At 72.8% G+C, this 20,798-nt stretch carries 23 protein-coding genes; 16 read left to right on the plus strand and 7 right to left on the minus strand.

Going from position 1 to position 20,798, the window contains the following annotated elements; all coding sequences use genetic code 11:
• Positions 1 to 220 precede the first annotated feature (220 nt).
• Positions 221 to 2,353, plus strand: a complete 2,133-nt coding sequence (locus tag ACZ4TG_RS35285; protein WP_468171491.1) for a primosomal protein N' — start codon at positions 221 to 223, stop codon at positions 2,351 to 2,353.
• Between the two features lie 150 nt (positions 2,354 to 2,503).
• On the opposite strand, the gene ACZ4TG_RS35290 is transcribed toward ACZ4TG_RS35285, so the two are convergent.
• Positions 2,504 to 3,034 carry a hypothetical protein gene (locus ACZ4TG_RS35290; protein ID WP_468171494.1) on the minus strand — a complete coding sequence of 177 codons (531 nt, stop codon included), beginning with the start codon at positions 3,032 to 3,034 and terminating at the stop codon, positions 2,504 to 2,506.
• A 250-nt stretch (positions 3,035 to 3,284) separates the two neighbouring features.
• Here ACZ4TG_RS35290 and fmt point away from each other — a divergent pair, with 250 nt between their 5' ends.
• Positions 3,285 to 4,229 carry a methionyl-tRNA formyltransferase gene (gene fmt, locus ACZ4TG_RS35295; protein ID WP_468171497.1) on the plus strand — a complete coding sequence of 315 codons (945 nt, stop codon included), beginning with the start codon at positions 3,285 to 3,287 and terminating at the stop codon, positions 4,227 to 4,229.
• Between the two features lie 61 nt (positions 4,230 to 4,290).
• The gene (locus ACZ4TG_RS35300) at positions 4,291 to 5,799 is read left to right on the plus strand and encodes an RsmB/NOP family class I SAM-dependent RNA methyltransferase (protein WP_468171500.1); all 1,509 of its coding nucleotides are present in this window, start codon (positions 4,291 to 4,293) and stop codon (positions 5,797 to 5,799) included.
• A gap of 42 nt (positions 5,800 to 5,841) precedes the next feature.
• Here the strand turns inward: ACZ4TG_RS35300 and ACZ4TG_RS35305 are convergent, their stop codons facing one another.
• Entirely contained in the window at positions 5,842 to 7,071 is a 1,230-nt protein-coding gene (locus tag ACZ4TG_RS35305; RefSeq protein ID WP_468171842.1) for an MFS transporter, read from the minus strand.
• Positions 7,072 to 7,266: 195 nt separating this feature from the next.
• On the opposite strand from ACZ4TG_RS35305, the gene rpe reads away from it, so the two are divergent.
• From rpe to ACZ4TG_RS35330, 5 genes are all read left to right on the plus strand, one after another.
• Positions 7,267 to 7,953: a ribulose-phosphate 3-epimerase gene (rpe, locus tag ACZ4TG_RS35310; protein ID WP_468171504.1), complete on the plus strand. Its 687-nt coding sequence runs from the start codon at positions 7,267 to 7,269 to the stop codon at positions 7,951 to 7,953.
• A gap of 138 nt (positions 7,954 to 8,091) precedes the next feature.
• Complete coding sequence (locus tag ACZ4TG_RS35315; protein WP_411106652.1) at positions 8,092 to 9,105, plus strand: sugar-binding transcriptional regulator; 1,014 nt, start codon at positions 8,092 to 8,094, stop codon at positions 9,103 to 9,105.
• Between the two features lie 107 nt (positions 9,106 to 9,212).
• Positions 9,213 to 9,434 (plus strand): CarD family transcriptional regulator, encoded by a 222-nt coding sequence (locus ACZ4TG_RS35320; RefSeq protein ID WP_267797429.1) that lies wholly within the window; start codon positions 9,213 to 9,215, stop codon positions 9,432 to 9,434.
• 49 nt (positions 9,435 to 9,483) lie between these two features.
• Positions 9,484 to 9,936 carry a guanyl-specific ribonuclease gene (locus ACZ4TG_RS35325; protein ID WP_468171508.1) on the plus strand — a complete coding sequence of 151 codons (453 nt, stop codon included), beginning with the start codon at positions 9,484 to 9,486 and terminating at the stop codon, positions 9,934 to 9,936.
• Complete coding sequence (locus tag ACZ4TG_RS35330; protein ID WP_468171511.1) at positions 9,933 to 10,361, plus strand: barstar family protein; 429 nt, start codon at positions 9,933 to 9,935, stop codon at positions 10,359 to 10,361. The genes ACZ4TG_RS35325 and ACZ4TG_RS35330 overlap by 4 nt, the downstream gene beginning before the upstream one ends.
• A 139-nt stretch (positions 10,362 to 10,500) precedes the next feature.
• On the opposite strand, the gene ACZ4TG_RS35335 is transcribed toward ACZ4TG_RS35330, so the two are convergent.
• The 5 genes from ACZ4TG_RS35335 to ACZ4TG_RS35355 all read right to left on the minus strand — a co-directional run bounded on the left by ACZ4TG_RS35335 (position 10,501) and on the right by ACZ4TG_RS35355 (position 13,977).
• Positions 10,501 to 10,992: a group II truncated hemoglobin gene (locus ACZ4TG_RS35335; RefSeq protein WP_468171514.1), complete on the minus strand. Its 492-nt coding sequence runs from the start codon at positions 10,990 to 10,992 to the stop codon at positions 10,501 to 10,503.
• Positions 10,989 to 11,318, minus strand: coding sequence for an antibiotic biosynthesis monooxygenase family protein (locus ACZ4TG_RS35340; protein WP_468171517.1), 330 nt, complete (start codon positions 11,316 to 11,318; stop codon positions 10,989 to 10,991). Before ACZ4TG_RS35340 ends, ACZ4TG_RS35335 begins: the two co-directional genes overlap by 4 nt.
• Positions 11,319 to 11,395: 77 nt before the next feature.
• Positions 11,396 to 11,911, minus strand: coding sequence for a hypothetical protein (locus ACZ4TG_RS35345; RefSeq protein ID WP_468171520.1), 516 nt, complete (start codon positions 11,909 to 11,911; stop codon positions 11,396 to 11,398).
• A gap of 60 nt (positions 11,912 to 11,971) precedes the next feature.
• Positions 11,972 to 13,708, minus strand: a complete 1,737-nt coding sequence (locus tag ACZ4TG_RS35350; protein WP_468171523.1) for an FAD-dependent oxidoreductase — start codon at positions 13,706 to 13,708, stop codon at positions 11,972 to 11,974.
• The gene (locus ACZ4TG_RS35355) at positions 13,705 to 13,977 is read right to left on the minus strand and encodes a UBP-type zinc finger domain-containing protein (RefSeq protein ID WP_468171526.1); all 273 of its coding nucleotides are present in this window, start codon (positions 13,975 to 13,977) and stop codon (positions 13,705 to 13,707) included. The genes ACZ4TG_RS35350 and ACZ4TG_RS35355 overlap by 4 nt, the downstream gene beginning before the upstream one ends.
• Before the next feature lie 285 nt (positions 13,978 to 14,262).
• Here ACZ4TG_RS35355 and ACZ4TG_RS35360 point away from each other — a divergent pair, with 285 nt between their 5' ends.
• The 8 genes from ACZ4TG_RS35360 (at position 14,263) to ACZ4TG_RS35395 (ending at position 20,797) form a co-directional block, all read left to right on the plus strand.
• Positions 14,263 to 15,087, plus strand: coding sequence for a type 1 glutamine amidotransferase domain-containing protein (locus tag ACZ4TG_RS35360; protein ID WP_468171529.1), 825 nt, complete (start codon positions 14,263 to 14,265; stop codon positions 15,085 to 15,087).
• 9 nt (positions 15,088 to 15,096) lie between these two features.
• The gene (locus ACZ4TG_RS35365; protein WP_468171532.1) at positions 15,097 to 16,737 is read left to right on the plus strand and encodes a thiamine pyrophosphate-binding protein; all 1,641 of its coding nucleotides are present in this window, start codon (positions 15,097 to 15,099) and stop codon (positions 16,735 to 16,737) included.
• Positions 16,738 to 16,831: 94 nt separating this feature from the next.
• Positions 16,832 to 17,263 (plus strand): nuclear transport factor 2 family protein, encoded by a 432-nt coding sequence (locus ACZ4TG_RS35370; protein WP_468171535.1) that lies wholly within the window; start codon positions 16,832 to 16,834, stop codon positions 17,261 to 17,263.
• 29 nt (positions 17,264 to 17,292) lie between these two features.
• Positions 17,293 to 17,748, plus strand: coding sequence for a nuclear transport factor 2 family protein (locus ACZ4TG_RS35375; protein WP_468171538.1), 456 nt, complete (start codon positions 17,293 to 17,295; stop codon positions 17,746 to 17,748).
• A 14-nt stretch (positions 17,749 to 17,762) separates the two neighbouring features.
• On the plus strand, positions 17,763 to 18,143 hold the full coding sequence (locus ACZ4TG_RS35380; RefSeq protein WP_468171541.1) for a nuclear transport factor 2 family protein: 381 nt from the start codon (positions 17,763 to 17,765) through the stop codon (positions 18,141 to 18,143).
• An 11-nt stretch (positions 18,144 to 18,154) separates the two neighbouring features.
• Positions 18,155 to 19,762, plus strand: coding sequence for a GMC family oxidoreductase (locus ACZ4TG_RS35385; protein ID WP_468171544.1), 1,608 nt, complete (start codon positions 18,155 to 18,157; stop codon positions 19,760 to 19,762).
• A complete protein-coding gene (locus ACZ4TG_RS35390) occupies positions 19,755 to 20,369 on the plus strand; it encodes a DJ-1/PfpI family protein (protein ID WP_468171547.1) in 615 nt (204 codons plus the stop codon). Before ACZ4TG_RS35385 ends, ACZ4TG_RS35390 begins: the two co-directional genes overlap by 8 nt.
• Complete coding sequence (locus ACZ4TG_RS35395; RefSeq protein WP_468171550.1) at positions 20,369 to 20,797, plus strand: VOC family protein; 429 nt, start codon at positions 20,369 to 20,371, stop codon at positions 20,795 to 20,797. Before ACZ4TG_RS35390 ends, ACZ4TG_RS35395 begins: the two co-directional genes overlap by 1 nt.
• Position 20,798 lies beyond the last annotated feature (1 nt).

Below are 20,798 nucleotides of genomic sequence, written 5' to 3' on the forward strand. Positions count from 1 at the left end.
TACGCGCAGACCGCCGCCTACGGCCACTTCGGCCGCGAGCTGCCGGACTTCACCTGGGAGCGCACCGACCGCGTGGACGCCCTGCGCGCCGCAGCGGGTCTCTGAGCGGTACCGCTCGTGACGGAAGGCCCCGGACCCTGCGGTCCGGGGCCTTCCCCGTGCCGTCCTCCCGGGCCTTCGCATGCCGCGGCTGTCGGTGGCGTTTGGTAAGAATGCGGGTGTGAGCAGCGCGAACGAGTCCGAGCAGCGGGGCGGGGACGGGAGTTCCGGCGGCCCGCCGGAACAGCTCGCGCTGATCCGGGAGATGGTCGCCGAGGCGAAGGCCAAGGCGCCCAAGGCCAAGCCCCGGACCTGGCGCGGCGCCGCGCTGGCCGAGGAACTGCCGGTCGCCCGGATCCTCGTCAACAAGGGCGTCCTGCATCTCGACCAGCTCTGGGACTACGCCGTACCCGCCGAGCTCGCCGAGGCCGCGCAGCCCGGCGTCCGGGTCCGGGTCCGCTTCGGGGCCGGCTCCCACCAGGTGCACGGCGGCCGCCGCGAAGGCGGCGGGCTCATCGACGGCTTCATCGTCGAGCGGCGGGCCGAGTCCGACTACAACGGCGCGCTGGCCGCGCTGGCCCACGTGGTCTCGCCCGAGGTGGTGCTGAGCCCCCGCATGCTCGCCCTCGCCCGCGCCGTGGCCGACCGGTACGCCGGCAGCCTGGCCGACGTCCTCCAGCTCGCCCTGCCCCCGCGCAACGCCCGCGCGGAGTCCAAGCCCTCACCGGAGCCGCTGCCGGCGCCCCCCGCCCCCGAACCGGCCGGCTGGGCGCGGTACGGCGCCGGCCCCGCCTTCCTGCGGGCGCTCGCCACCGGCGGTACCCCGCGCGCCGTCTGGACCGCCCTGCCCGGACCGGGCTGGGCCGACGAGCTCGCCCGCGCCATGGCCGCCACCCTCGCCTCCGGGCGCGGCGCCCTGGCCGTGCTGCCCGACGGGCGCACCGCGGGCCGGGTGGACGCCGCGCTCACCGCCCTGCTGGGCGAGGGGCGGCACGCGCTGCTGACCGCCGAGTCCGGCCCCGAGAAGCGCTACCGGCAGTGGCTCGCCGTCAGCCGGGGTTCGGTGCGGGCCGTCGTCGGGACCCGGGCCGCCATGTTCGCGCCCGTACGGGACCTCGGGCTGGTCGCGATCTGGGACGACGGGGACTCCAGCCACAGCGACGACCACGCCCCCTTCCCGCACGTCCGGGAGGTGCTGGAACTGCGCGCGGTCAGCGACGGCTGCGCCTTCCTGGCCGGGAGCACCAGCTGCACCGTGGAGGCCGCCCAGCTCGTCGAGTCGGGCTGGGCCCGGCCGCTGGTTGCCGACCGCGAGACCGTACGGGCCTGCGCGCCCCGGATCCGGACCGTGGGGGACGAGCTGCTGGCCCGGGACGAGGCCGCCCGGGCCGCGCGGCTGCCGAGCCTGGCCTGGGAGACCGTGCGGGAGGGGCTGAAGACCGGGCCCGTACTGGTGCAGGTGCCGCGGCGGGGCTACGTGCCCCGGCTGGCGTGCGAGCGCTGCCGGGCCCCGGCCCGGTGCCGGGTCTGCGCGGGGCCGCTGGAGGCTCCCGACGAGCGGGACCTGCAGTGCGGGTGGTGCGGGCGCGCCGAGCCGTCCTGGCACTGCGAGGAGTGCGGGTCGGTGCGGCTGCGGGCCCGGGTGGTGGGCGCGCGGCGGACCGCCGAGGAGCTGGGGCGGGCCTTCCCGGCCGTGCCCGTGCGCACCTCCGGGCGCGATCACGTACTGGACGAGGTGCCGGACCGGCCCGCGCTGGTGGTGTGCACCCCGGGGGCCGAGCCCGTCGCCGCCGGAGCCGGGTACGCGGCGGCCCTGCTGCTGGACGGCTGGGCGATGCTGACCCGGCCCGACCTGCGGGCGGGCGAGGACGCGCTGCGGCGCTGGATCGCCGCCGCCTCGCTGGTCCGGGGGGACGGGCAGGTCGTCGTGGTGGCCGAGCCGACGCTGCGGCCGGTGCAGGCCCTGGTGCGCTGGGACCCGGTCGGCCACGCCGTGCGGGAACTCTCGGAGCGGGCCCAGCTGGGCTTCCCGCCCGTGTCCCGGATGGCTGCCGTCGCCGGACGGGGCGAGGCGGTGGAGGCCTTCCTGGCCGCCGCCGAGCTGCCCCGGGACGCCGAGATCCTGGGGCCGGTGCCACTGCCGGCGCGGCGCGGGGAGCCCTCGGCGGGGGAGCGGGCGCTGGTCAGGGTCCGGCCCGGCAGCGGGGCGGCCCTGGCGGCCGCGCTGAAGTCGGCGCAGGCAGCCCGGATGGCGCGGGGCGTGCCGGCGTCGGAGTCGGTCCGGGTCCGGATCGACCCGCCGGACATCGGCTGACCGGGCGGGCGCCGCTGCGCGGGACGCCGAAAGCCCCCGGCGGAGCGACCCTTCGGGTACTCCGCCGGGGGCGGATGCCGCGGCGCTGCGGTCGGACCGCGCCGGCCGTCGGGGGTCGGCGTCCCGGCGGCGGGCCGTGGTCGGGCACGTTCAGCCGTTGCGCGGGCCCGGGAAGGCCGGCGAGCGGGGGGCCGCCCCGGCCGGGGCCCCGGCCTGCGACTCCTCGCGTACGGGCTGCGGAGGTACCGAGCGGGCGGCCGGGACGGTGGGGAGCGGGCCCAGGGTCCGGGTGGTCGTCCCCTCGGCCGGTGCCTCGACCGACTCGGCGGCCTGCGCGCGCCGGGCCCCGTAGCGGCGGTGCACGGCCTGCTTGGTGACCCCGAGCGCCGAGCCGACCGCGTCCCACGAGAAACCGAGCGAGCGGTCGAAGTCGACCGCGGCGGTCACCAGCGTCTCGACGCTGTCCCGCAGCTCCTGCGCGAGGCGGACGGTGGGCGCGGGCGCCCGGCCGTAGACGACGAAGCCCGTGGAGGGACCGGAGCGGCGCGGGCGGTACACGTTGCCGAGCTGGGCGGTGAGCGTACGCAGGGCATCCACCTGCCGGCGAACCCGCTCGATGTCCCGCACCAGCAGGTGCAGGCTGGCCCGGGCTTGGGCGTCGTGGGTGGCGTGGTCGGCCATGAAGAAGCCTCTCGAACCGGTGCTGAAGGGCGGATCGGGCCGCAGACACAGGTCACACGCGGCCCGTTTTGGTCAATCTCTCTTGACCAACGCGCCACCGGGCGCCCAGGTCACGCTGTGGGGGCGTGTCGGCATATGCGAGAGGCGCGCGGGTGTGCGTACGCCCCCTCAGGACCGCAGGTGGGCCGCCCTGCGCGCACCCCCATAGACTGGTGCGCTGCTGACAGCCGAGATAGCGAGGTAGGAACCGGTGAAGCTCGTCTTCGCAGGCACCCCCGAGGTAGCCGTGCCCGCCCTGGACGCCCTGATCGCCTCCGGGCGGCACGAGGTCGCGGCCGTCGTCACCCGGCCCGACGCACCGGCCGGCCGCGGCCGCCGGCTCGTCGCGAGCCCCGTCGCCGAACGGGCCGAGGAGGCCGGGATCGAGGTCCTCAAGCCCGTCCGGCCGCGCGACCCCGACTTCCAGGCCCGGCTGCGCGAGATCGCCCCGGACTGCTGCCCGGTCGTCGCGTACGGCGCGCTGCTCCCCAAGAGCGCCCTGGAGATCCCCCGCCACGGCTGGGTCAACCTGCACTTCTCCCTGCTGCCGGCCTGGCGCGGGGCCGCGCCCGTCCAGCAGTCGATCATTGCGGGCGACCAGGTCACCGGCGCGTCCACCTTCCGGATCGAGGAGGGGCTGGACACCGGTCCGGTGTACGGGATCCTGACCGAGGGGATCAAGCCCACCGACACCAGCGGCGACCTGCTGACCCGGCTCGCCTTCGCGGGAGCCGGACTGCTGGCCGCCACCATGGACGGCATCGAGGACGGGACCCTGCGCGCCGTCGAGCAGCCCGCCGACGGGATCTCGCTCGCGCCGAAGATCACCGTCGAGGACGCCCGGATCGACTGGACCGCCCCGGCGATGCGCGTCGACCGCGTGGTGCGCGGCTGCACGCCGGCGCCCGGTGCCTGGACCGTCTTCCGCGGAGAGCGGCTCAAGCTGATCTCCGTCGGCCTGGTCACCGACCGCACGGACCTGGCGCCCGGCGAGCTCGCCCCCGCCAAGAACAACGTCTACGCGGGCACCGGCTCGCACGCCGTGGAGCTGCTCTGGGTGCAGCCCCAGGGCAAGAAGCCGATGAAGGGCGCCGACTGGGCGCGCGGGGTGCGGATCGCGCCCGGCGAGCGCCTGGGCGGGGCCGACGTAGGCTGATCCCACCCGATTCCCGTCACCGCACACCCGTGGCACCTCGTACATCCGGAGCACCTTTCACGTGAGCGAACAGCCTCGTCAGCCTCGTCGTCGACCCGCCGCGGGCGGGGGTGGCAAGCCGTCCGGGAACCAGGACGGCGCCCCGGGCGGCAAGCAGGGCAAGCCCTACCGCCGGCCGAAGAAGGACCCCGTCCGGATGCTGGCCTTCGAGGCGCTGCGCGCGGTGGGCGAGCGCGACGCGTACGCCAACCTCGTGCTGCCGCCGCTGCTGCGCAAGGCCCGCCAGGACGAGAGCTTCCAGGCGCGGGACGCGGCGCTGGCGACCGAGCTGGTGTACGGGACGCTGCGCCGCCAGGGGACGTACGACGCGGTCATCAAGGCCTGCATCGACCGGCCGCTGCGGGAGGTGGACCCGCCGGTCCTCGACGTGCTCTCGCTCGGCGCGCACCAGCTGCTGGGGACCCGGATCCCGACCCACGCGGCGGTCTCCGCCAGCGTCGAGCTGGCCCGGGTGGTGCTCGGCGACGGGCGCGCCAAGTTCGTGAACGCCGTCCTGCGCAAGATCGCCGCGCACGACCTGGACGGCTGGCTGGAGCGGGTCGCCCCGCCGTACGAGGACGACGCCGAGGAACACCTGGCGGTGTACCACTCCCACCCGCGCTGGGTCGTCAGCGCGCTGTGGGACTCCCTGGGCGGCGGCCGCGCGGGCATCGAGGACCTGCTGGAGGCCGACAACGAGCGGCCCGAGGTCACCCTCGTGGCGCGGCCCGGGCGGTCCACCCCGCAGGAGCTGCTGGAGGCGGTCGGCGAGGACTCGGCGCTGCCCGGGCGCTGGTCCCCGTACGCCGTCCGGATGGCCGAGGGCGGCGAGCCGGGGGCGCTGGAGGCGGTGCGCGAGGGGCGCGCCGGAGTGCAGGACGAGGGCAGTCAGCTGGTGGCGATGGCCCTGGCGGCGGCCCCGGTCGAGGGCCGCGACGCGCGCTGGCTGGACGGCTGCGCCGGCCCGGGCGGCAAGGCCGCGCTGCTCGCCGCGCTGGCCGCGCAGCGGGGGGCGTTCCTGCTGGCCTCCGAGAAGCAGCCGCACCGGGCGCGCCTGGTGGAGAAGTCGCTGGCCGGCAATCCCGGCCCGTACCAGGTGATCACGGCGGACGGCACCCGCCCGCCGTGGCAGCCGGGCTCCTTCGACCGGGTCCTGATGGACGTACCGTGCTCCGGGCTGGGCGCGCTGCGCCGCCGCCCCGAGGCGCGCTGGCGCCGCCGTCCGGAGGACCTGGAGGGCTTCGCGCCGCTCCAGCGCGCTCTGCTGCGCGAGGCGCTGTCGGCGGTCCGGGTCGGCGGCGTCGTCGGCTACGCGACCTGCTCCCCGCACCTGGCGGAGACCCGGGTGGTCGTGGACGACGTCCTGAAGGGCCGGGGCGCGGGCGCGTCGCCGGTGTCGGCCGAACTGATCGACGCCAGGCCGTACATGGCGGGCGTACCGGCGCTGGGCGACGGCCCCGACGTCCAGCTGTGGCCGCACCTGCACGGGACGGACGCGATGTACCTGGCCCTGCTCCGCCGCACCGCGTAGCCGTAGCCGTAGCCGTTGGGCCCGGGCCGCCGCCGGGGCTCCTCAGACTCCGCCCCGCCTCCCGCGGACCGGGGAGAGGAGCACCGGGGTGCCGGCCAGGGCCAGGACGGCGGCTCCCGTCCAGAGGGCGGTGTGGAGCGTGGTGAGTTCCGCGAGGAGGCCCGAGAGCGCGGCGCCGAGGGCGACGGCGCCGGTGAGCATGAACCGGAAGGTGGCGTTCATGCGGCCCAGCAGGGGGTCCGGGGTCAGGTGCTGGCGCAGGCTGACGCCGAGGACGTTGTTGGAGCCGATCGTCGTCATGGCCAGCAGCCACCCGGCGCCGGCGGTCCAGAGCCACGGGCCGTGGTCCAGCAGCGGTACGAGGAGCGCCGCCGGGGTCAGGCTCAATGCGAGGGCGCGGCCGTAGCCGAGCCGGGCGGCGAGGGGCCGGGCCAGCCGGGCGCCCAGCAGCAGGCCCAGCCCGCCGGCCGCCCAGAACAGCCCGAGCGCGGCGGCCGACAGGCCCAGTTCCCGGACGAACAGCACCGGCAGCATGGTGTTGAGGATCGAGATGCCCAGGTTGTTCAGGGCGGCGGTCATCGCCAGGGCCCGTAATTCGGGGTGGCCGAGGACGTGCCGCAGGCCCTCCTTGATCTGGGCGCGGAGCGAGGCGCGCACGACGGCGGGCGGCGCCGGGGCGGGCCGGATCCGGATCAGGTGGAGCGCGGAGCCGAGGTAGGCCGCCGCCGACCAGGCGAGGGCGATCGGTGCGGTCAGGGCGGCGACCAGGGCCCCGCCCGCGCCGCGGCCGGCGATGTTCGCGGCGGCCATGAGGGTGACGAGGGCGGCGTTCGCCCGGACCAGGCCCTCGCGGCCGATCAGGCGGGGCAGCACGCTCTGGGCCCCGACGTCGGAGAAGACCGTGGCGCAGCCGCCCAGGAGGACGACGGCGTAGAGCTGGCCCAGGCTGAGCCGGCCGAGCCCCCAGGCGAGCGGGAGCGAGGCGAAGAGGGCGGCGCGGGCGAGGTCGGCGGTGATCAGGACCCGGCGGGTGCGGAGGCGGTCCACCCAGGCGCCGGCCGGCAGGCCTATGAGGAGGAACGCGAGGGTCGAGAGCGCGGCGAGGGTGCCGATCTGGCCCGGGGCGGCGTCGAGGGCGGTGAGGGCGAGGAGGGGGATCGCGACGTGGCCGGTGTTGGTGGCGAGCTGGTTGAGCGTGGCGGCCGTGAACAGGGTGCGGAAGTCCTGGTTGCGCCAGGGCGAGGCGGGTTCGGCGGCCGCGGTGGCCGGGATCGTGGCGGGGGTCGGGGCCGGTTCGGCGGGGGCGTCCGGGGGCGGGGTGGGGGCGGAAGGCACGGTCAGAACGGTGGCCGAACGGATGCCGAAGGACAAGTGATATGTACTCCATGATCATTTAAGCATCGCTAAGCGCACGGGGACTTGCGGGGTAGTGGCCGGAACCGGGTGGGGGCATGGCAACCTTGGGGCATGGCCGTTCAGATCAATCCCAGCATCCTGTCCGCCGACTTCGCCCGGCTCGCCGACGAGGCGAGGGCCGTGGAGGGGGCCGACTGGCTGCATGTCGACGTCATGGACAACCATTTCGTCCCGAACCTCACCCTCGGCGTACCGATCGTGGAATCCCTGAGCCGGGCCACGGACATTCCGCTCGACCTGCACCTCATGATCGAGAACCCCGACCGCTGGGCGCCGCAGTACGTGGAGGCCGGTGCCGGTTCGGTCACCTTCCACGCCGAGGCCGCCGCCGCGCCGGTCCGCCTCGCGCGGGAGATCCGTGCCATGGGGGCGCGGGCGGCCATGGCCCTCAAGCCGGCCACCCCCATCGAGCAGTACGAGGACCTGCTGCCCGAGCTGGACATGGTGCTGATCATGACGGTGGAGCCCGGCTTCGGCGGGCAGGCCTTCCTCGACATCATGCTGCCCAAGATCCGCCGTACCCGGGAGCTGATCGCCAAGCACGGGCTGGACCTCTGGCTCCAGGTCGACGGAGGGGTCTCGGCCTCGACGATCGAGCGCGTCGCGGAGGCCGGCGCGGACGTGTTCGTCGCCGGGAGCGCGGTCTACGGGGCGGTCGACCCGGCCGCCGCGGTGCGGACGCTGCGTGACCAGGCGGGTGCGGCCATCGCGGCGGCGCCCTGGGCTTGCGACCACTGAGACAAGGCTTGGTGAACAGCTCGGTGAACGGAGGCTGTCCAGGCTGATCAACGGCCGTCGGATCTGACAGGATGAACGGCGAGTCGAGAGTGTGAACACGAGAGTGTGAACAGCAGTGAGGAGAACGCGGTGTCTGCAATGTCGGCGGGACGGTCAGCCCTGCGGATGGGACCCGCGGAGCTGGTTCAGGCGGCGGCCATGGCGCGCCGCTTCTACCTGGAGGGGAAGTCCAAGATCCAGATCGCCGAGGAGTTCGGCGTGAGCCGCTTCAAGGTGGCCCGGGTCCTGGAGACGGCGCTGGAGCGCGACCTCGTACGCATCGAGATCCGCGTTCCCGCCGAACTCGACGCCGAGCGGTCCGACGCGCTCCGCGCCCGGTACGGGCTGCGGCACGCGGTCGTGGTCGAATCGCCGGCCGACGCGACCGAGGACGCGCCCGATCCGGAGAACCTCGGCGCCGTCGCCGCCGATCTGCTGGGCGAGCTGGTCAACGAGGGCGACGTGCTGGGCCTCGCGTGGGGCCGGTCGACCATCCACATGGCCGCCTCCCTGCACCGGCTGCCGCCGTGCACCGTGGTCCAGCTCACCGGCGTGTACGACGCCGGAACCGCCGAGCGCGGCTCCGTGGAGGCCGTACGGAGGGCCGCACAGGTCTCCGGCGGCGACGCGCACCCGATCTACGCGCCGATGCTGCTGCCCGATCCCGCCACCGCGGCCGCGCTGCGGAGCCAGACGGGCATCGCGCGGGCCTTCGAGTACTTCGACAAGGTCACGGTCGCGGCCGTGTCGATCGGCTCCTGGGAGCCGGGGATCTCCACCGTCCACGACATGCTCACGGACGAGGAGCGGGCCCACTACGCCTCGCTCGGGGTCGCCGCCGAGATGTCCGCCCACCTGTTCGACTCCGAGGGCCGTCGGGTCGGGCGGGATCTGGGCGAGCGGTGCATCACCGTCGAGGCCGACCGGCTGCGCCGGATCCCCGAGGTCGTGGCGATCGCCGGCGGGCTGCGCAAGGCCTCCGCGATCGGGGCGGTGCTCCGCTCGGGGCTGGTGACCAGCCTCGTCACGGACACGGCGGTGGCCGACTACCTGCTGACCGAGTCGGCCCCCGGGCTGCGGCCGGCGCTGGAGCGGGCCGACCCGGACGACTGACCGGGGCCCGGCCGGGGCCCGGCCGCGGCACGGTGGTGCGGATGGTGCCGGAATTGAGATCCGAACGGCGGACCGTAGGGCGGCCTGTGGGGCGCATACTGGTTTCAATGACAAAGTCAGCAGTACCTCGCCGCCATTTGCCGTCCAGCCCGTTCAAGGCCCCCGTGGAAGCGCCCCTGCGGCACTTCAGCGTCGGCGACCGGGTTACTCACGACGAACACGGCCTCGGTCGTGTCGTCGGAATCGAGGAGGGGATCGCTGTTCTCGTCGACTTCGGGTCGGTCCAGAAACGAATCCTGAGTCCCTACACCAAGATGGCCGCTCTCTGAAGCCACTGGGCGATTCGCGAGCGAATCGGATATTTGGCACGATCGGTGCATGATCTTTCGGAACGTGCCCCGATCGTTGCTGCGTGTGCTGGGGGCTCTGTTCCTCTGTGCCGCGCTGGTCGGTGCGGCGGGCTGCGGCGGGACGAAACCCGCGCCTGCCGCCGCCAGCACCCCGGCCTCCGCCTCCGTCGGGGGTGACGCCGCCGCGCCCGGGTGGGCGAAGGGGATGGCGACCGTACGGGCGGACGCGCTGCCGCAGCAGGCGCGCGACGTGCTGGTGCTGATCGACAGGGGCGGGCCGTACCCCTACCGGCAGGACGGGACCGTCTTCGGGAACTTCGAGAAGGCCCTCCCCCGGCAGAAGCGCGGCTACTACCACGAGTTCACCGTGAAGACATCGGGCGAACGGGACCGCGGCGCGCGGCGGATCGTCGTGGGCGAGGGCGGGGAGTTCTTCTACACGGACGACCACTACGAGACCTTCAAGGCGGTTCTCCGATGACCCTCGAAGCGCAGCCGCTCGGGCCGGCCCTCGCCGCCGCGGAGGAGGCGGGGTGGACGACCCTCCTGCTGGACCTGGACGGCGTACGGAGCAAGGCCGAGCTGATGCGGCGCTGCGGGCACGTGCTGCGGGTGCCGGAGTGGTTCGGCGGCAACTGGGACGCGCTGGCGGACGCGCTGATCGACCTGTCGTGGCTGCCGCGGGCGCCGGGGCGGCTGATCGCGGTGACCTCCTGGCGGGAGTACGCGCAGGCCCGCCCGCGGGACTGGGAGACGCTGCGGGAGATCCTGGAGGAGGCCGTGGAGTTCTGGCGCGGGGCACGGGATCCGGACGGGCCGGACGGGGCGGCGCCGTTGACGGTGCTGCTCGCCGACCGGGCCGAGGGGCCGGGCCGGACAGCGGGTCCGGGACGCCGCCGGAGCTGAGCCGGGACGGCTTCCCGGGGAGTACGGGGAGCGCCGGGAGAGCGCGGGAATGCGCGGAGCCCTGGAGTGCCGGTAGAGCCGGGAATGCCGGAAGCGCCGGGACTGCCGGGGAGGTGGGGGCCCGGGGCCCCCACCCGGGCTACGGGGTCTTCGGGGGCTTGGGAACCCAGGGCGGGGTCTGGCCCCAGGACCAGACCGGGATCTTGGCCGCGTCGACCGGCGGGGGGTTGGGGCCCGAGTAGATCAGGGCCATGCGGGTGCCCCACTCGATGTAGTACACGAACACCGCCCGGAACTCCGGGTCCGTCGGCAGTCCGACCTCGTCGGCGGTGTCCAGGAGCAGGTCCACCCAGCGGCGGCGCTGCTCCTCGGTGATGGCGCGGCCCAGGTGCTTGGTGGCCATGTGCTGGTGGCCGCCGTGGTGGGCGGAGTAGTCCGACGGGCCGCCGAAGACCTCCGACAGCCAGACGGCGACGTGCTGCGGGTGCTCCGAGTCCATGCCGGCGAAGACCGGGGCCAGGATCTCGTCGCGCAGGGCGTGCGCGTAGAAGGCGTCGGTGAGGCGGTTCATCGCCTCCGCGCCGCCCATCCACTCGTAGATCGTGGGGGTGGTGTCGGGCGAGGTGCTCATGACCGGCCGGCGGCCTTCCCCGGGCCGACCACGTCGGTCACCCGGTAGTGCTTCATCTCCTCGATGTTGCTCACGTACGGGCGGATCGCCGTGAAGAACGCCGGGAACTGGTCGCCCTTGCGGAAGCCCTGGAGGTGGTCCTCGACCGAGGTCCAGCGGATGCGGAGGATGTAGCGCTCTTCCTCCTCCTCGCTGTGGGCCAGCTCGTAGTCGATGCACTCGGGCGAGGCGGCCAGCGACTCGGCGGCCCGGCCGTACGCCGCCTCGAACTCCGGCTGGTCGCCCGGGGCGATCCGGTAGCGGATGTATTCGACGGTGGTGGTCATGGTGTGCGTGCCTCTCCCTGGGTTCAGGTGTTCCCGGCTACCCTTCCGGGATCTTGCGTGCCCGGCGACGGTTTCCGCTATTCGGACCCGGACTTCTTGATGTCCGCCTCGGCGTCCGGCTCGATGTCGGGGCCCTGGGAGCGGACCTGGCGGACCTTGTCGAGGGAGTCGCGCAGTTCGCCGAGCCACTCGTCGGTGTTGCGGCCGACGAGCCGCACGCACCAGGCGAGCGCGTCGGCCCGGCTGCGCGCCACGCCCCCCGCGACCAGGGTGTCGAGGACCTGGCGTTCGGACTGGCGCAGCCGGGTCATCACCGGGACCGCGAGGTGGGTGAAGAGGGTGGTCTCGTCGCCGGACCGGACGGCCCAGGCGACCTTGCGGCGGTAGAGCTCCTCCGCCTCGCGGGCGACCTCGATGCGCTGCTCGCGGGTGCGTTCGCGGAACTCCTTGACCGACTCGGTCGCCGGGATGGTCCCGACGACCGTGATCTCCTCGCGGTCGACGGTGACCGACACCAGGGACTCGTAGACGTCCACCGGCAGGCGGTCCGAGAACCAGGTACGGAGCTGTGTCTGCTGCTCGGGTGTAATCATGTAATCAACGTTGCATTCGTTGCAGCCTTGATCGCAAGGTTCCCGGGCCCGTGTTCGCTCTCAGCCCATCGAGCGGTAGCGGTGGATCAGGGAGACCGCCATCGCCCCCTCGCCCACCCCCGAGGCGACCCGCTTGACGGAGTGGGCCCGTACGTCGCCCGCCGCGAAGACCCCGGGGACGCTGGTCTCCAGCGGGTACGGGGCGCGCTCCAGGCTCCATTCCGCCGGGAGTTCGCCGCCGTTGGAGATCAGGTCGGAGCCGGTCAGGACGAACCCGTACTCGTCGCGCTCCACGACCCCGGCCAGCCAGTCGGTGTGCGGGCGGGCGCCGATGAAGGTGAACATGAAGCGGGCCGGGACCTCGGTGTCCTCGCCCGTGTCCGCGTTGTGCAGGGTCAGGCGTTCGAGGTGCTCGTCGCCGTCCAGCGAGACCACCGTCGTGCGCACCCTGACCTCGATGTTGGGGGTGCGCTCGATCTCGTCGATCAGGTAGCGGGACATGCTGTCGTCGAGGGAGGCCGCCCGGACGAGGATCGTCACCCGGGCCGCGTACTTGGCGAAGTGCACCGCCGCCTGGCCGGCCGAGTTCGCGCCGCCCACGATGAACACGTGCTGCGAGATGCAGGCCGAGCTCTCCGTGGTCGCCGCGCCGTAGTAGAGCCCGGCGCCCTCGAAGCGGTCCGCGCCGGGTGCGTCCAGTCGGTTGTACGAGACTCCGGTCGCCAGCAGCACCGTCTCGGCGCTGATCTCCGTCCCGTCCGCCAGCGTGAGGATCTTCGCCGGGTCGTCCCGGGTCAGGGAGACCACCTCGACCGGGTGCAGGATCTCGGCGCCGAACCGGGAGGCCTGGATGGTGGCCCGGCGGGTCAGGTCGCCGCCCGAGAGGCCCGACGGGAAGCCCAGGTAGTTCTCGATCAGGCTGGAGGTGCCCGCCTGGCCGCCCGGGGCGCGGGAGTCCAGCATCAGGGTGGACAGGCCCTCGGAGGCGGAGTACACCCCGGCCGCCAGGCCCGCCGGGCCCGCGCCGACGATGACGCACTCGTAGTGCGGGCGGGAGGCGGTGGTGGCCAGGCCCAGGCGCTGGGCGAGCTGGGTGTCGGTGGGGGCGGAGAGCACCGTCCCGTCCGGGAAGCGGACCAGCGGGAGCGCCGCGTCGGCGTGGGCGGCGGCGATCACGGTGAGCGCCTCGGGGTCCCGCTCGACGTTCAGGAAGCGGAACGGCTGCCCGTTGCGGGTGAAGAAGTCCCGGACGGCGTGGGTGCCGGGGGAGACCAGGTGGCCGGCGACGATGATGCCGTCGTACGCGGGACGGTAGTTGGCCAGCCAGTCCGAGAGCAGGTCGTCCAGGACGGGGAAGAGCCGCTCGTGCGGCGGGTCCCACGGTTTGAGCAGGTAGTAGTCCAGCCGGACCCGGTTGATCGCGGTGATCGCCGCGTCCGTCTCCGCGTACGCCGTCAGCAGCACCCGGCGGGCGTCGGGGAAGCGGCTGACCGCTTCGAGCAGGAACTCCACGCCCGTGACGTCGGGCATCCGCTGGTCGACGAGGAACAGGGCCGGGTCGTGGCCGCGTTCGTCGAGGGAGTCCAGGATCTTCAGGGCGTCGGCGGCCGAGGAGGCGCCCAGTACGCGGTACCGGTCGCCGTAGGCGCTGCGCAGGTCCCGGCGGACGGCGCGCAGGACCTGGGGGTCGTCGTCCACGGCCAGGATGACGGGCTTGCGGTTCTCCGACCGTTCGGCGGCGGCCGCGGCCGTGGCGGCGGTCTTGGTGGCCGGAGCGTTCTCCGGGGCCGCGCTCACGCCGGGTCCAGCATCAGCTGGTCGGCGTAGCACCAGGCCCAGTCCTCACCGGGCTCGTGCGAGGCCGCGATGGGGTGCTCGGTGGTGCGGTAGTGCCGGGTGGCGTGACGGTTCTTCGAGGAGTCGCAGCAGCCGACGTGCCCGCAGCTGAGGCACAACCGCAGGTGCACCCAGCCGTCGCCCATCGCCAGGCACTCCTCGCAGCCCTCGGTGCCGGGCTTCACCGGACGTATCTGGTCGATGTGTGTGCACAACAGGTCCATCGTCATCGTCCCCGTCCCTCTCCTCGCGCGTTCGTGCCGGTCCTGCCGCCGTCGCGCCGGTGAATCACGGCGCGTCCAGACCATAAGACGGGGCTCCGGGAATGGTTCATCGATTCGGCCGAGGTCATGAAGTACCGCGCCTACTTCATGACCTCGGGAGATGACTACATGAGGTGTCCGGGCGACCTGCCCTCCTACCTCACGAAGTCGCATACGGGCGCTTTGACGCAGGCCCCGCGCACAAGCAGTGTGGGGGACGCCAACGACAACAGGCGGCGCCTGGAGGAATCTGTGAGCAGAAAGATTCTGGTCATTGTCTCCGAACACGGTTACTGGGCCGAGGAACTGATAGGCCCCGTATCGAAGTTCGACGAGCGGGGCTATGAAGTCGTATTCGCCACCCCGACCGGAAAGCGTGCCCACGCTCTCCCGCCGAGCCTCGACGCGAACTACATCGACCCTCCGCTGGGCCGCTCGGTGACCACCGAGGAGAACGCCCGGCTGGGCCGGGAGTTCGAGCAGTCGAGCCGGCTCGACTCGCCCCTCGACATCGAGGCGTGGGCGCCCGAGCGCCCGTACACGAGCGACGAGGGCTACCTGCGCAAGCTGGAGCAGTACCACCGCGATCTGGACAAGCTGGAGGAGGAGATCGCGGGCTTCGACGCGATCCTCATCGTCGGCGGCAGCGGCCCGATCGCCGACCTCGCGAACAACGAGCGGGTCCACGCCCTGATCCTGGCCTTCAAGAAGGCCGGCAAGGTCGTGGCGGCCGAGTGCTACGGAGTGGCCTGCCTGGCCTTCGCCCGCGACTGGGGCGACCGCAGGAGCATCATCTGGGGCAAGCACGTGACCGGCCACTGCAAGGAGTACGACTACAAGGACGGCACCGGATTCCTCGGTACCGACTTCAACATGGGGCCGCCGCCGTATCCGCTGGAGTACATCCTGCGCGATGCCACGGGCCCGCGCGGCGCGTACCACGGGAATTTCGGCCACCCGCTGTCGGTGATTGTCGACTACCCGTTCGTGACCGGTCGTTCCACCCCGGATTCCTATTTGACGGGGCAGAAGATCGTTGAAGTGCTGGAGGACGGTCTCACCCGTTACGGGTGGTAGGGGGAATTCATGGAAGCCACTCCCGGACGGGAAAGGCTGATCGAGCAGTTCAAGGCCGACGGTCTGCATGTGATGTTCGGAAATCCGGGGACGGTGGAACAGGGATTCCTCGACGCGGTGGACGCGGCGGCGGACTTCCAGTACGTCCTCGCCCTCCAGGAGACGGTGGCCGCCGGCATCGCCGACGGCTACGCCCGGGCCACCGGGGGTGCGGCCCTGCTCCAGCTGCACTCCGGGGTGGGGCTGGGCAACGGCATCGGGATGCTGTACCAGTCGCTGCGCGGCCACACCCCGCTCGTCGTGGTCGCCGGTGACGCCGGGGTCCGCTACGACGCCATGGACGCGCAGATGGCGTCCGACCTGGTGGCGATGGCCAAGCCGGTGACCAAGTACGCGACCCGGGTCACCGACCGGCACTCCGTGCTCCGCACCATCCGGCGGGCCGTGAAGATCGCGCTCACCCCGCCCCGCGGGCCGGTGTTCGTGGCGCTGCCGATGGACGTGCTGGACGAGCTCAACTCCGAGCCCGTACTGCCCGCCACCGTGCCGCTCACGGACGTGGCGCCCTCGCCGGCCTCGGTGGGGCGGGCGGCCGAACTGCTGGCCTCCGCCGAGCGGCCGGTCCTCCTCGTCGGGGACGGGGTCTCGCTCTCCGGAGCGCAGGCCGAACTGGTCGCCGTCGCCGAGCTGCTGGGCGCCGACGTGTACGAGGTCGACTCCTCCGAGGTGAACATCGCGGCCTCGCACCCGCTGCGCCGCGGCCAGACGGGCCACATGTTCGGCCCGCACAGCAAGGAGCTGATCGGGGACGCGGACGGGGTGCTGATCGTCGGCACCTATGTCTTCCCGGAGGTGTTCCCCGAGCTGGAGAGCCCCTTCCGGGCGGGCGCCAAGGTCGTGCACATCGACCTCAACGCGTACGAGATCGCCAAGAACCATCCGGTGGACCTCGGCCTCGCCGCCGATCCCAAGCAGGCGCTGCGCGCGCTGGCCGGCGTACTGGAACACCGGCTGACCACCCGGCAGCGGGCCGCCGCGGCCGCCCGGCTGGACCGGCGGACCAGGGAACGGGCCCGTGCGGCCCTGGCCGCCGACGACACGGACGACACGCCGATGGCCGTCTTCCTGCGCACGCTGGCCGAGCGGACGGGGGGCGACCTCATCGTCTTCGACGAGGCGCTGACCACCTCGCCGCTGGTCACCAAGTACCTGCCGGCGGAGCGGCCGGGCGACTACCACCTCACCCGGGGCGGTTCGCTGGGCGTGGGCTTCCCGGGCGCGGTCGGGGCCAAGCTGGCCCGTCCGGACCGCCTCGTCGTCGGCTTCGCGGGCGACGGCGGGTCGATGTACACGTACCAGGCGCTGTGGACCGCCGTCCGGCACGGCATCAACGCCAAGTTCGTGGTCTGCAACAACCGCAAGTACCGGCTGCTCGACGACAACATCGCCCAGTACTGGCGGGAGCGGGACATCGCCGAGCACGGCTTCCCGGGCTCCTTCGACCTCTCCCACCCCGAGATCGACTTCGCCGGGCTGGCCCGGGCCCTCGGCGCGGACGGGACGCGGGTGGAGAAGCCCGACGAGGCGGTCGCGGCCGTCGGCCGGATGCTGGCCCACCCCGGTCCGTACCTCGTCGACATCCAGATCTGACCCGCACGGGGCCCGGCCCCGCACCGCACGAGCACGGACGTGGCACCGCACCGCCGCGCAACGACACCAGTACGGACGGACAGGAGGAGACCGCATGCCCGCCGAGCGGCTGACCGAGGACGCGATCCGCAGTTTCACCGAGAACTGGTACGTGGCACTGGACCAGCACCTTCCGCTGGACCGGGTGCTCGCCCTCATCACCGAGGACCTGGAGTTCAAGGTCCCCGAGGACACCTTCCTCGGACACCAGGGCTTCGGCCGCTGGTACGCAGCCGTCACCAACCGGTTCTTCGACGAGGTCCACACCGTCACGAAGGTCGAGCCCGTCATCGAGGGGGACCGGGCGATCGTCCGGGTCCTCGTCAACTGGCAGGCCAAGATCTGGGACCCGCCGGCCGCCCGCAGCCAGTGGCTCGGCTTCGACGCCGACCAGACCTGGGTCGTGGTGGCGGGTCCGGACGGACCGCTGATCAAGCAGTACACCGTCAACGAACTGGCGCCGATGCCCGGTTCCGGCTCCCTCTGACCGCCGGCGATGGCGAAGGAGAAGCGGCGATGACCGAAGTGACGCGCGAGCGGGTCGAGGCGGCGTACCGCGCCCTCGGCTCAGGGGACCGGGCCCGCATCCTGGAGTACTACTCCGAGGACCTGCGCTGGCTGGTACCGGGCAACCATCCGCTGGCCGGCTGGTACGAGAGCCTCGACGCCTTCCTGGAGCTGATGGGGCAGACCCACAAGCTCACGGGCGGCACCTTCCGGATGGACATCCAGGCGGTCCTCGTGGGTGAGGACTGCAGCGCCGACGTGTGCCGCAACGTCGCCCTGCGGGACGGCGCGGACCAGGCGAGCCTGTCCCCGTACGAGCGGATGGACTACCCCGTCTTCCACTTCATGCGGTGGCGGGACGGCCGGATCGTCGAGGGCCGCGACGGGCTCTTCGGGGACTCGGTGTCCGCCTTCAGCCAGTTCTGGGCGCCGTTCGCGCCCGACGGAACCCGCAGGGACCGATAGGGGAGGGGAGCACGATGAGCGTGTTGGACGCACGAACGATCCTGACCAGGTACTACCAGTACGCCAATGCCGGCGACTGGGACAGCTGGTGCGACCTGTTCGCCGACGACCAGGTCATGGACGAGCAGCTCGCGGGCCACATCGAGGGCCTGGAGACCCTGCGCTCGATGATGAAGGGCATGGGCACGATGTACCGGGTCTTCCGGAACGAGCCCGTGCACTTCCTCGTCGACGGGGAGAAGGCCGCGGCGGTCTCCCACCTCACCGCGGTGAGCGCGGACGGCCAGGCCATCGAGGCCGAGGTCATGAACTTCTTCCGGATCGTGGACGGAAAGATCGCCTACATGGCGAACTACCACGACACGGTTCCCTTCCAGGTGCTGGGCCAGGGCTGAGGGGGCGGGTCATGGCCGTAGACGAGTACGACTACGTCGTCGTGGGCTCCGGCACAGCCGGCAGCGTCCTCGCCGGCCGCCTCTCCGAGGACCCGGACGTCTCCGTCCTGGTCCTGGAGGCCGGCGGCTCCCGCATCCCGCCCGAGGTGGACGACCCGTCCTCCTGGTACAAGCTCCTCGGCGGGCCCGTCGACTGGGGGTACACCAGCGTCCCGCAGCCGGGGCTCGACGGCCGCCGTACGTACGAACCGCGCGGCAAGGCCCCCGGCGGCAGCAGCAACCTGTACATCATGATGCACATCCGGGGCCACGCCTCGGACTTCGACAACTGGGCCTACCAGGGCGCGGCCGGCTGGGCGTACGAGGACGTACTGCCCTACTTCGCCCTCCTGGAGGGCCAGGAGGACGCCACCGCCGCCACCACCGGCACCCGCGGCCCGCAGCGCATCACCCACGCCGGCCGCCACGACCCCAACCCGGCCTCCCGCGCCTTCATCGACGCGGCCGTGGAACTCGGCCACGAGGAGATCGCGGACTTCAACACCGACGGCCCCCGGCGCGGGCTCTTCGGCACCGGCTGGCACCACATCGACGTGGCCGACGGGCGCCGCCAGGGAGCCCTGGCCGCGTACCTGGAGCCGGCGCTCGGCCGCCCCAACCTGACCCTGCGCACCAGTGCGCAGAGCACCCGGCTGCTGTTCGACGGGGACACCTGCACGGGCGTCGAGTACGTCCAGCTCGCGCCGCCCGCCGAGTTCCCGGGCCGGACGGTCCGCGACGGGCACAGCCCGGCCGCCGCCGAGCCCGGCACGCACACCGTACGGGCCCGCCGCGAGGTGATCGTGGCCGCGGGGGCGATCGAGTCCCCGAAGCTGCTGCTGCTCTCCGGGGTCGGACATCCCGAGCAGCTGCGCGAGCACGGCATCGCGGTCACCGCGGCGCTGCCCGGGGTCGGCGAGAACTTCCACAACCACGTGCTGACCGGGCTGATGGCCGAGGTCACCCAGGAACTCCCGGCGCCGACGCAGAACCTTTCGGAGAGCGCTCTGTTCCTGTCCTCCCGACCCGGGCTTCCGGCTCCTGACCTGCAGATGGCCTTCGTCCACGTACCGTTCGACGTCATCGTCGGCCAGGACCACCCGAACACGGTCAGCATCCTGCCCGGTGTCGTACGCCCCGTCTCTCGGGGCTGGATCAGGCTGGCGGGCGCCGACCCCCTGGCCCACCCGCTGATCAACCCGAACTACCTGGGCGACCGGTGGGACCTGGAGCGGATGGTGCAGGGCGTCAAGCTCGCCCGGGAGATCTTCGCGACCTCCGCCTTCTCGCCCTGGTACAAGCAGGAGCTCCAGCCCGGCCCCGGCTACGTCGGCGACGACGACCTGCGGAACTTCGTGAAGCAGAAGTCGGAGAGCTACCACCACCAGGCCGGCTCCTGCCGCATGGGCATCGACGACCTCTCCGTCGTCGACCCCGAGCTGCGGGTGCACGGCGTACGCAACCTGCGCGTCGTCGACGCCAGCGTGATGCCCGCCGTCCCGTCGGGCAACTGCCACACCGCCATCGCGATGATCGCCGAGCGCGCGGCGGACTTCCTGAAGGGGGCCTCCCGTGCCTGACGTGGTCCTGCGCGAGGGCGCGCTGTCCGGGACCCGGATCGCGGTCCTGGTCGAGAGCGACTTCTACGAGCCGGAGATCTTCTACTACCAGCACCGGTTCGCGGAGGAGGGTGCCGAGGTCGAGTTCCTGACCCGGCTGTGGGGCAACGACTCCATCACCTTCTCCGGGCACGAGTACCGGGCGCCCTTCACCGCCGACCGGTCCCTGGAGGGGCTGAGCGACGAGGAGCTGCGCCGGTACGCGGCGATCATCGTGCCCTCGGGCATGGTGGCCGACCGGCTGCGCTACACCGAGGACGTGGACCAGCTGGCCCCGGCGACGGAGCTGCTGCGCCGGGCGTTCGAGGAGCCGACGGTCCTGAAGGGGATCATCTGCCACGGCATGTGGCTGGCCTCCTCCATCCCGGGCAAGGTCCGGGGCCGCAAGGTCGTCTGCCACAACAACCTCATCGGTGACGTCCGCAACATGGGCGCCGAGTACGTGGACGAGGACGTGGTGGTGGACGGGGACCTGGTCACCGGCCGCACCGGCGCGCACCACCACCTGTTCGCCCGCCGGATCATCGAGCTGATCGCGGCGGGGCGGGGCACGCGGGGGTCCGGCTGATGATCTGGTCGCACGTGGGCCTGAACTGCACGGACCAGAAGACCACCGAGGAGTTCTACACCCGGTACTTCGGCTTCACCCGGGCCCGGGTGGTCGACCTCGGGGAGGCCCGGATCGTGTTCCTGCGCAAGGGGGACGCGTACCTGGAGCTCTTCGCGGCCGACGCCGAACCGGCTCGGGCGGCGCACGACGACGGGCCGCAGGCGCCCGGCCGGATGCGCCACCTGGCCTTCCAGACCGACAGCGTCGACGCGTTCCTCGCGGAACTGGGCGACGCGGCCGAAGTGACCCTGGGGCCGCTGGACTTCGACGACTTCATCTGCGGGTGGCGGACCGTGTGGGTCCGCGATCCCGACGGGGTGATCGTCGAGGTCAGCCAGGGATTCGAGGACGACCGCACACCTTCAGAGAATAAGGACGGTGCATGAC

This window comes from Streptomyces sp. NPDC028314 (assembly GCF_055565795.1).

What these genes read in the sequence shown, in the direction of transcription:
- ACZ4TG_RS35345 (WP_468171520.1), bottom strand. Translation starts at nt 11,911, where the DNA reads ATGATTACACCCGAGCAGCAGACACAGCTCCGTACCTGGTTCTCGGAC.
- ACZ4TG_RS35340 (WP_468171517.1), bottom strand. Translation starts at nt 11,318, where the DNA reads ATGACCACCACCGTCGAATACATCCGCTACCGGATCGCCCCGGGCGAC.
- ACZ4TG_RS35380 (WP_468171541.1), top strand. Translation starts at nt 17,763, where the DNA reads ATGAGCGTGTTGGACGCACGAACGATCCTGACCAGGTACTACCAGTAC.
- rpe (WP_468171504.1), top strand. Translation starts at nt 7,267, where the DNA reads ATGGCCGTTCAGATCAATCCCAGCATCCTGTCCGCCGACTTCGCCCGG.
- ACZ4TG_RS35325 (WP_468171508.1), top strand. Translation starts at nt 9,484, where the DNA reads ATGATCTTTCGGAACGTGCCCCGATCGTTGCTGCGTGTGCTGGGGGCT.
- ACZ4TG_RS35290 (WP_468171494.1), bottom strand. Translation starts at nt 3,034, where the DNA reads ATGGCCGACCACGCCACCCACGACGCCCAAGCCCGGGCCAGCCTGCAC.
- ACZ4TG_RS35335 (WP_468171514.1), bottom strand. Translation starts at nt 10,992, where the DNA reads ATGAGCACCTCGCCCGACACCACCCCCACGATCTACGAGTGGATGGGC.
- ACZ4TG_RS35385 (WP_468171544.1), top strand. Translation starts at nt 18,155, where the DNA reads ATGGCCGTAGACGAGTACGACTACGTCGTCGTGGGCTCCGGCACAGCC.
- ACZ4TG_RS35355 (WP_468171526.1), bottom strand. Translation starts at nt 13,977, where the DNA reads ATGACGATGGACCTGTTGTGCACACACATCGACCAGATACGTCCGGTG.
- ACZ4TG_RS35320 (WP_267797429.1), top strand. Translation starts at nt 9,213, where the DNA reads ATGACAAAGTCAGCAGTACCTCGCCGCCATTTGCCGTCCAGCCCGTTC.
- ACZ4TG_RS35395 (WP_468171550.1), top strand. Translation starts at nt 20,369, where the DNA reads ATGATCTGGTCGCACGTGGGCCTGAACTGCACGGACCAGAAGACCACC.
- ACZ4TG_RS35370 (WP_468171535.1), top strand. Translation starts at nt 16,832, where the DNA reads ATGCCCGCCGAGCGGCTGACCGAGGACGCGATCCGCAGTTTCACCGAG.
- ACZ4TG_RS35330 (WP_468171511.1), top strand. Translation starts at nt 9,933, where the DNA reads ATGACCCTCGAAGCGCAGCCGCTCGGGCCGGCCCTCGCCGCCGCGGAG.
- ACZ4TG_RS35375 (WP_468171538.1), top strand. Translation starts at nt 17,293, where the DNA reads ATGACCGAAGTGACGCGCGAGCGGGTCGAGGCGGCGTACCGCGCCCTC.
- ACZ4TG_RS35365 (WP_468171532.1), top strand. Translation starts at nt 15,097, where the DNA reads ATGGAAGCCACTCCCGGACGGGAAAGGCTGATCGAGCAGTTCAAGGCC.
- ACZ4TG_RS35315 (WP_411106652.1), top strand. Translation starts at nt 8,092, where the DNA reads ATGTCGGCGGGACGGTCAGCCCTGCGGATGGGACCCGCGGAGCTGGTT.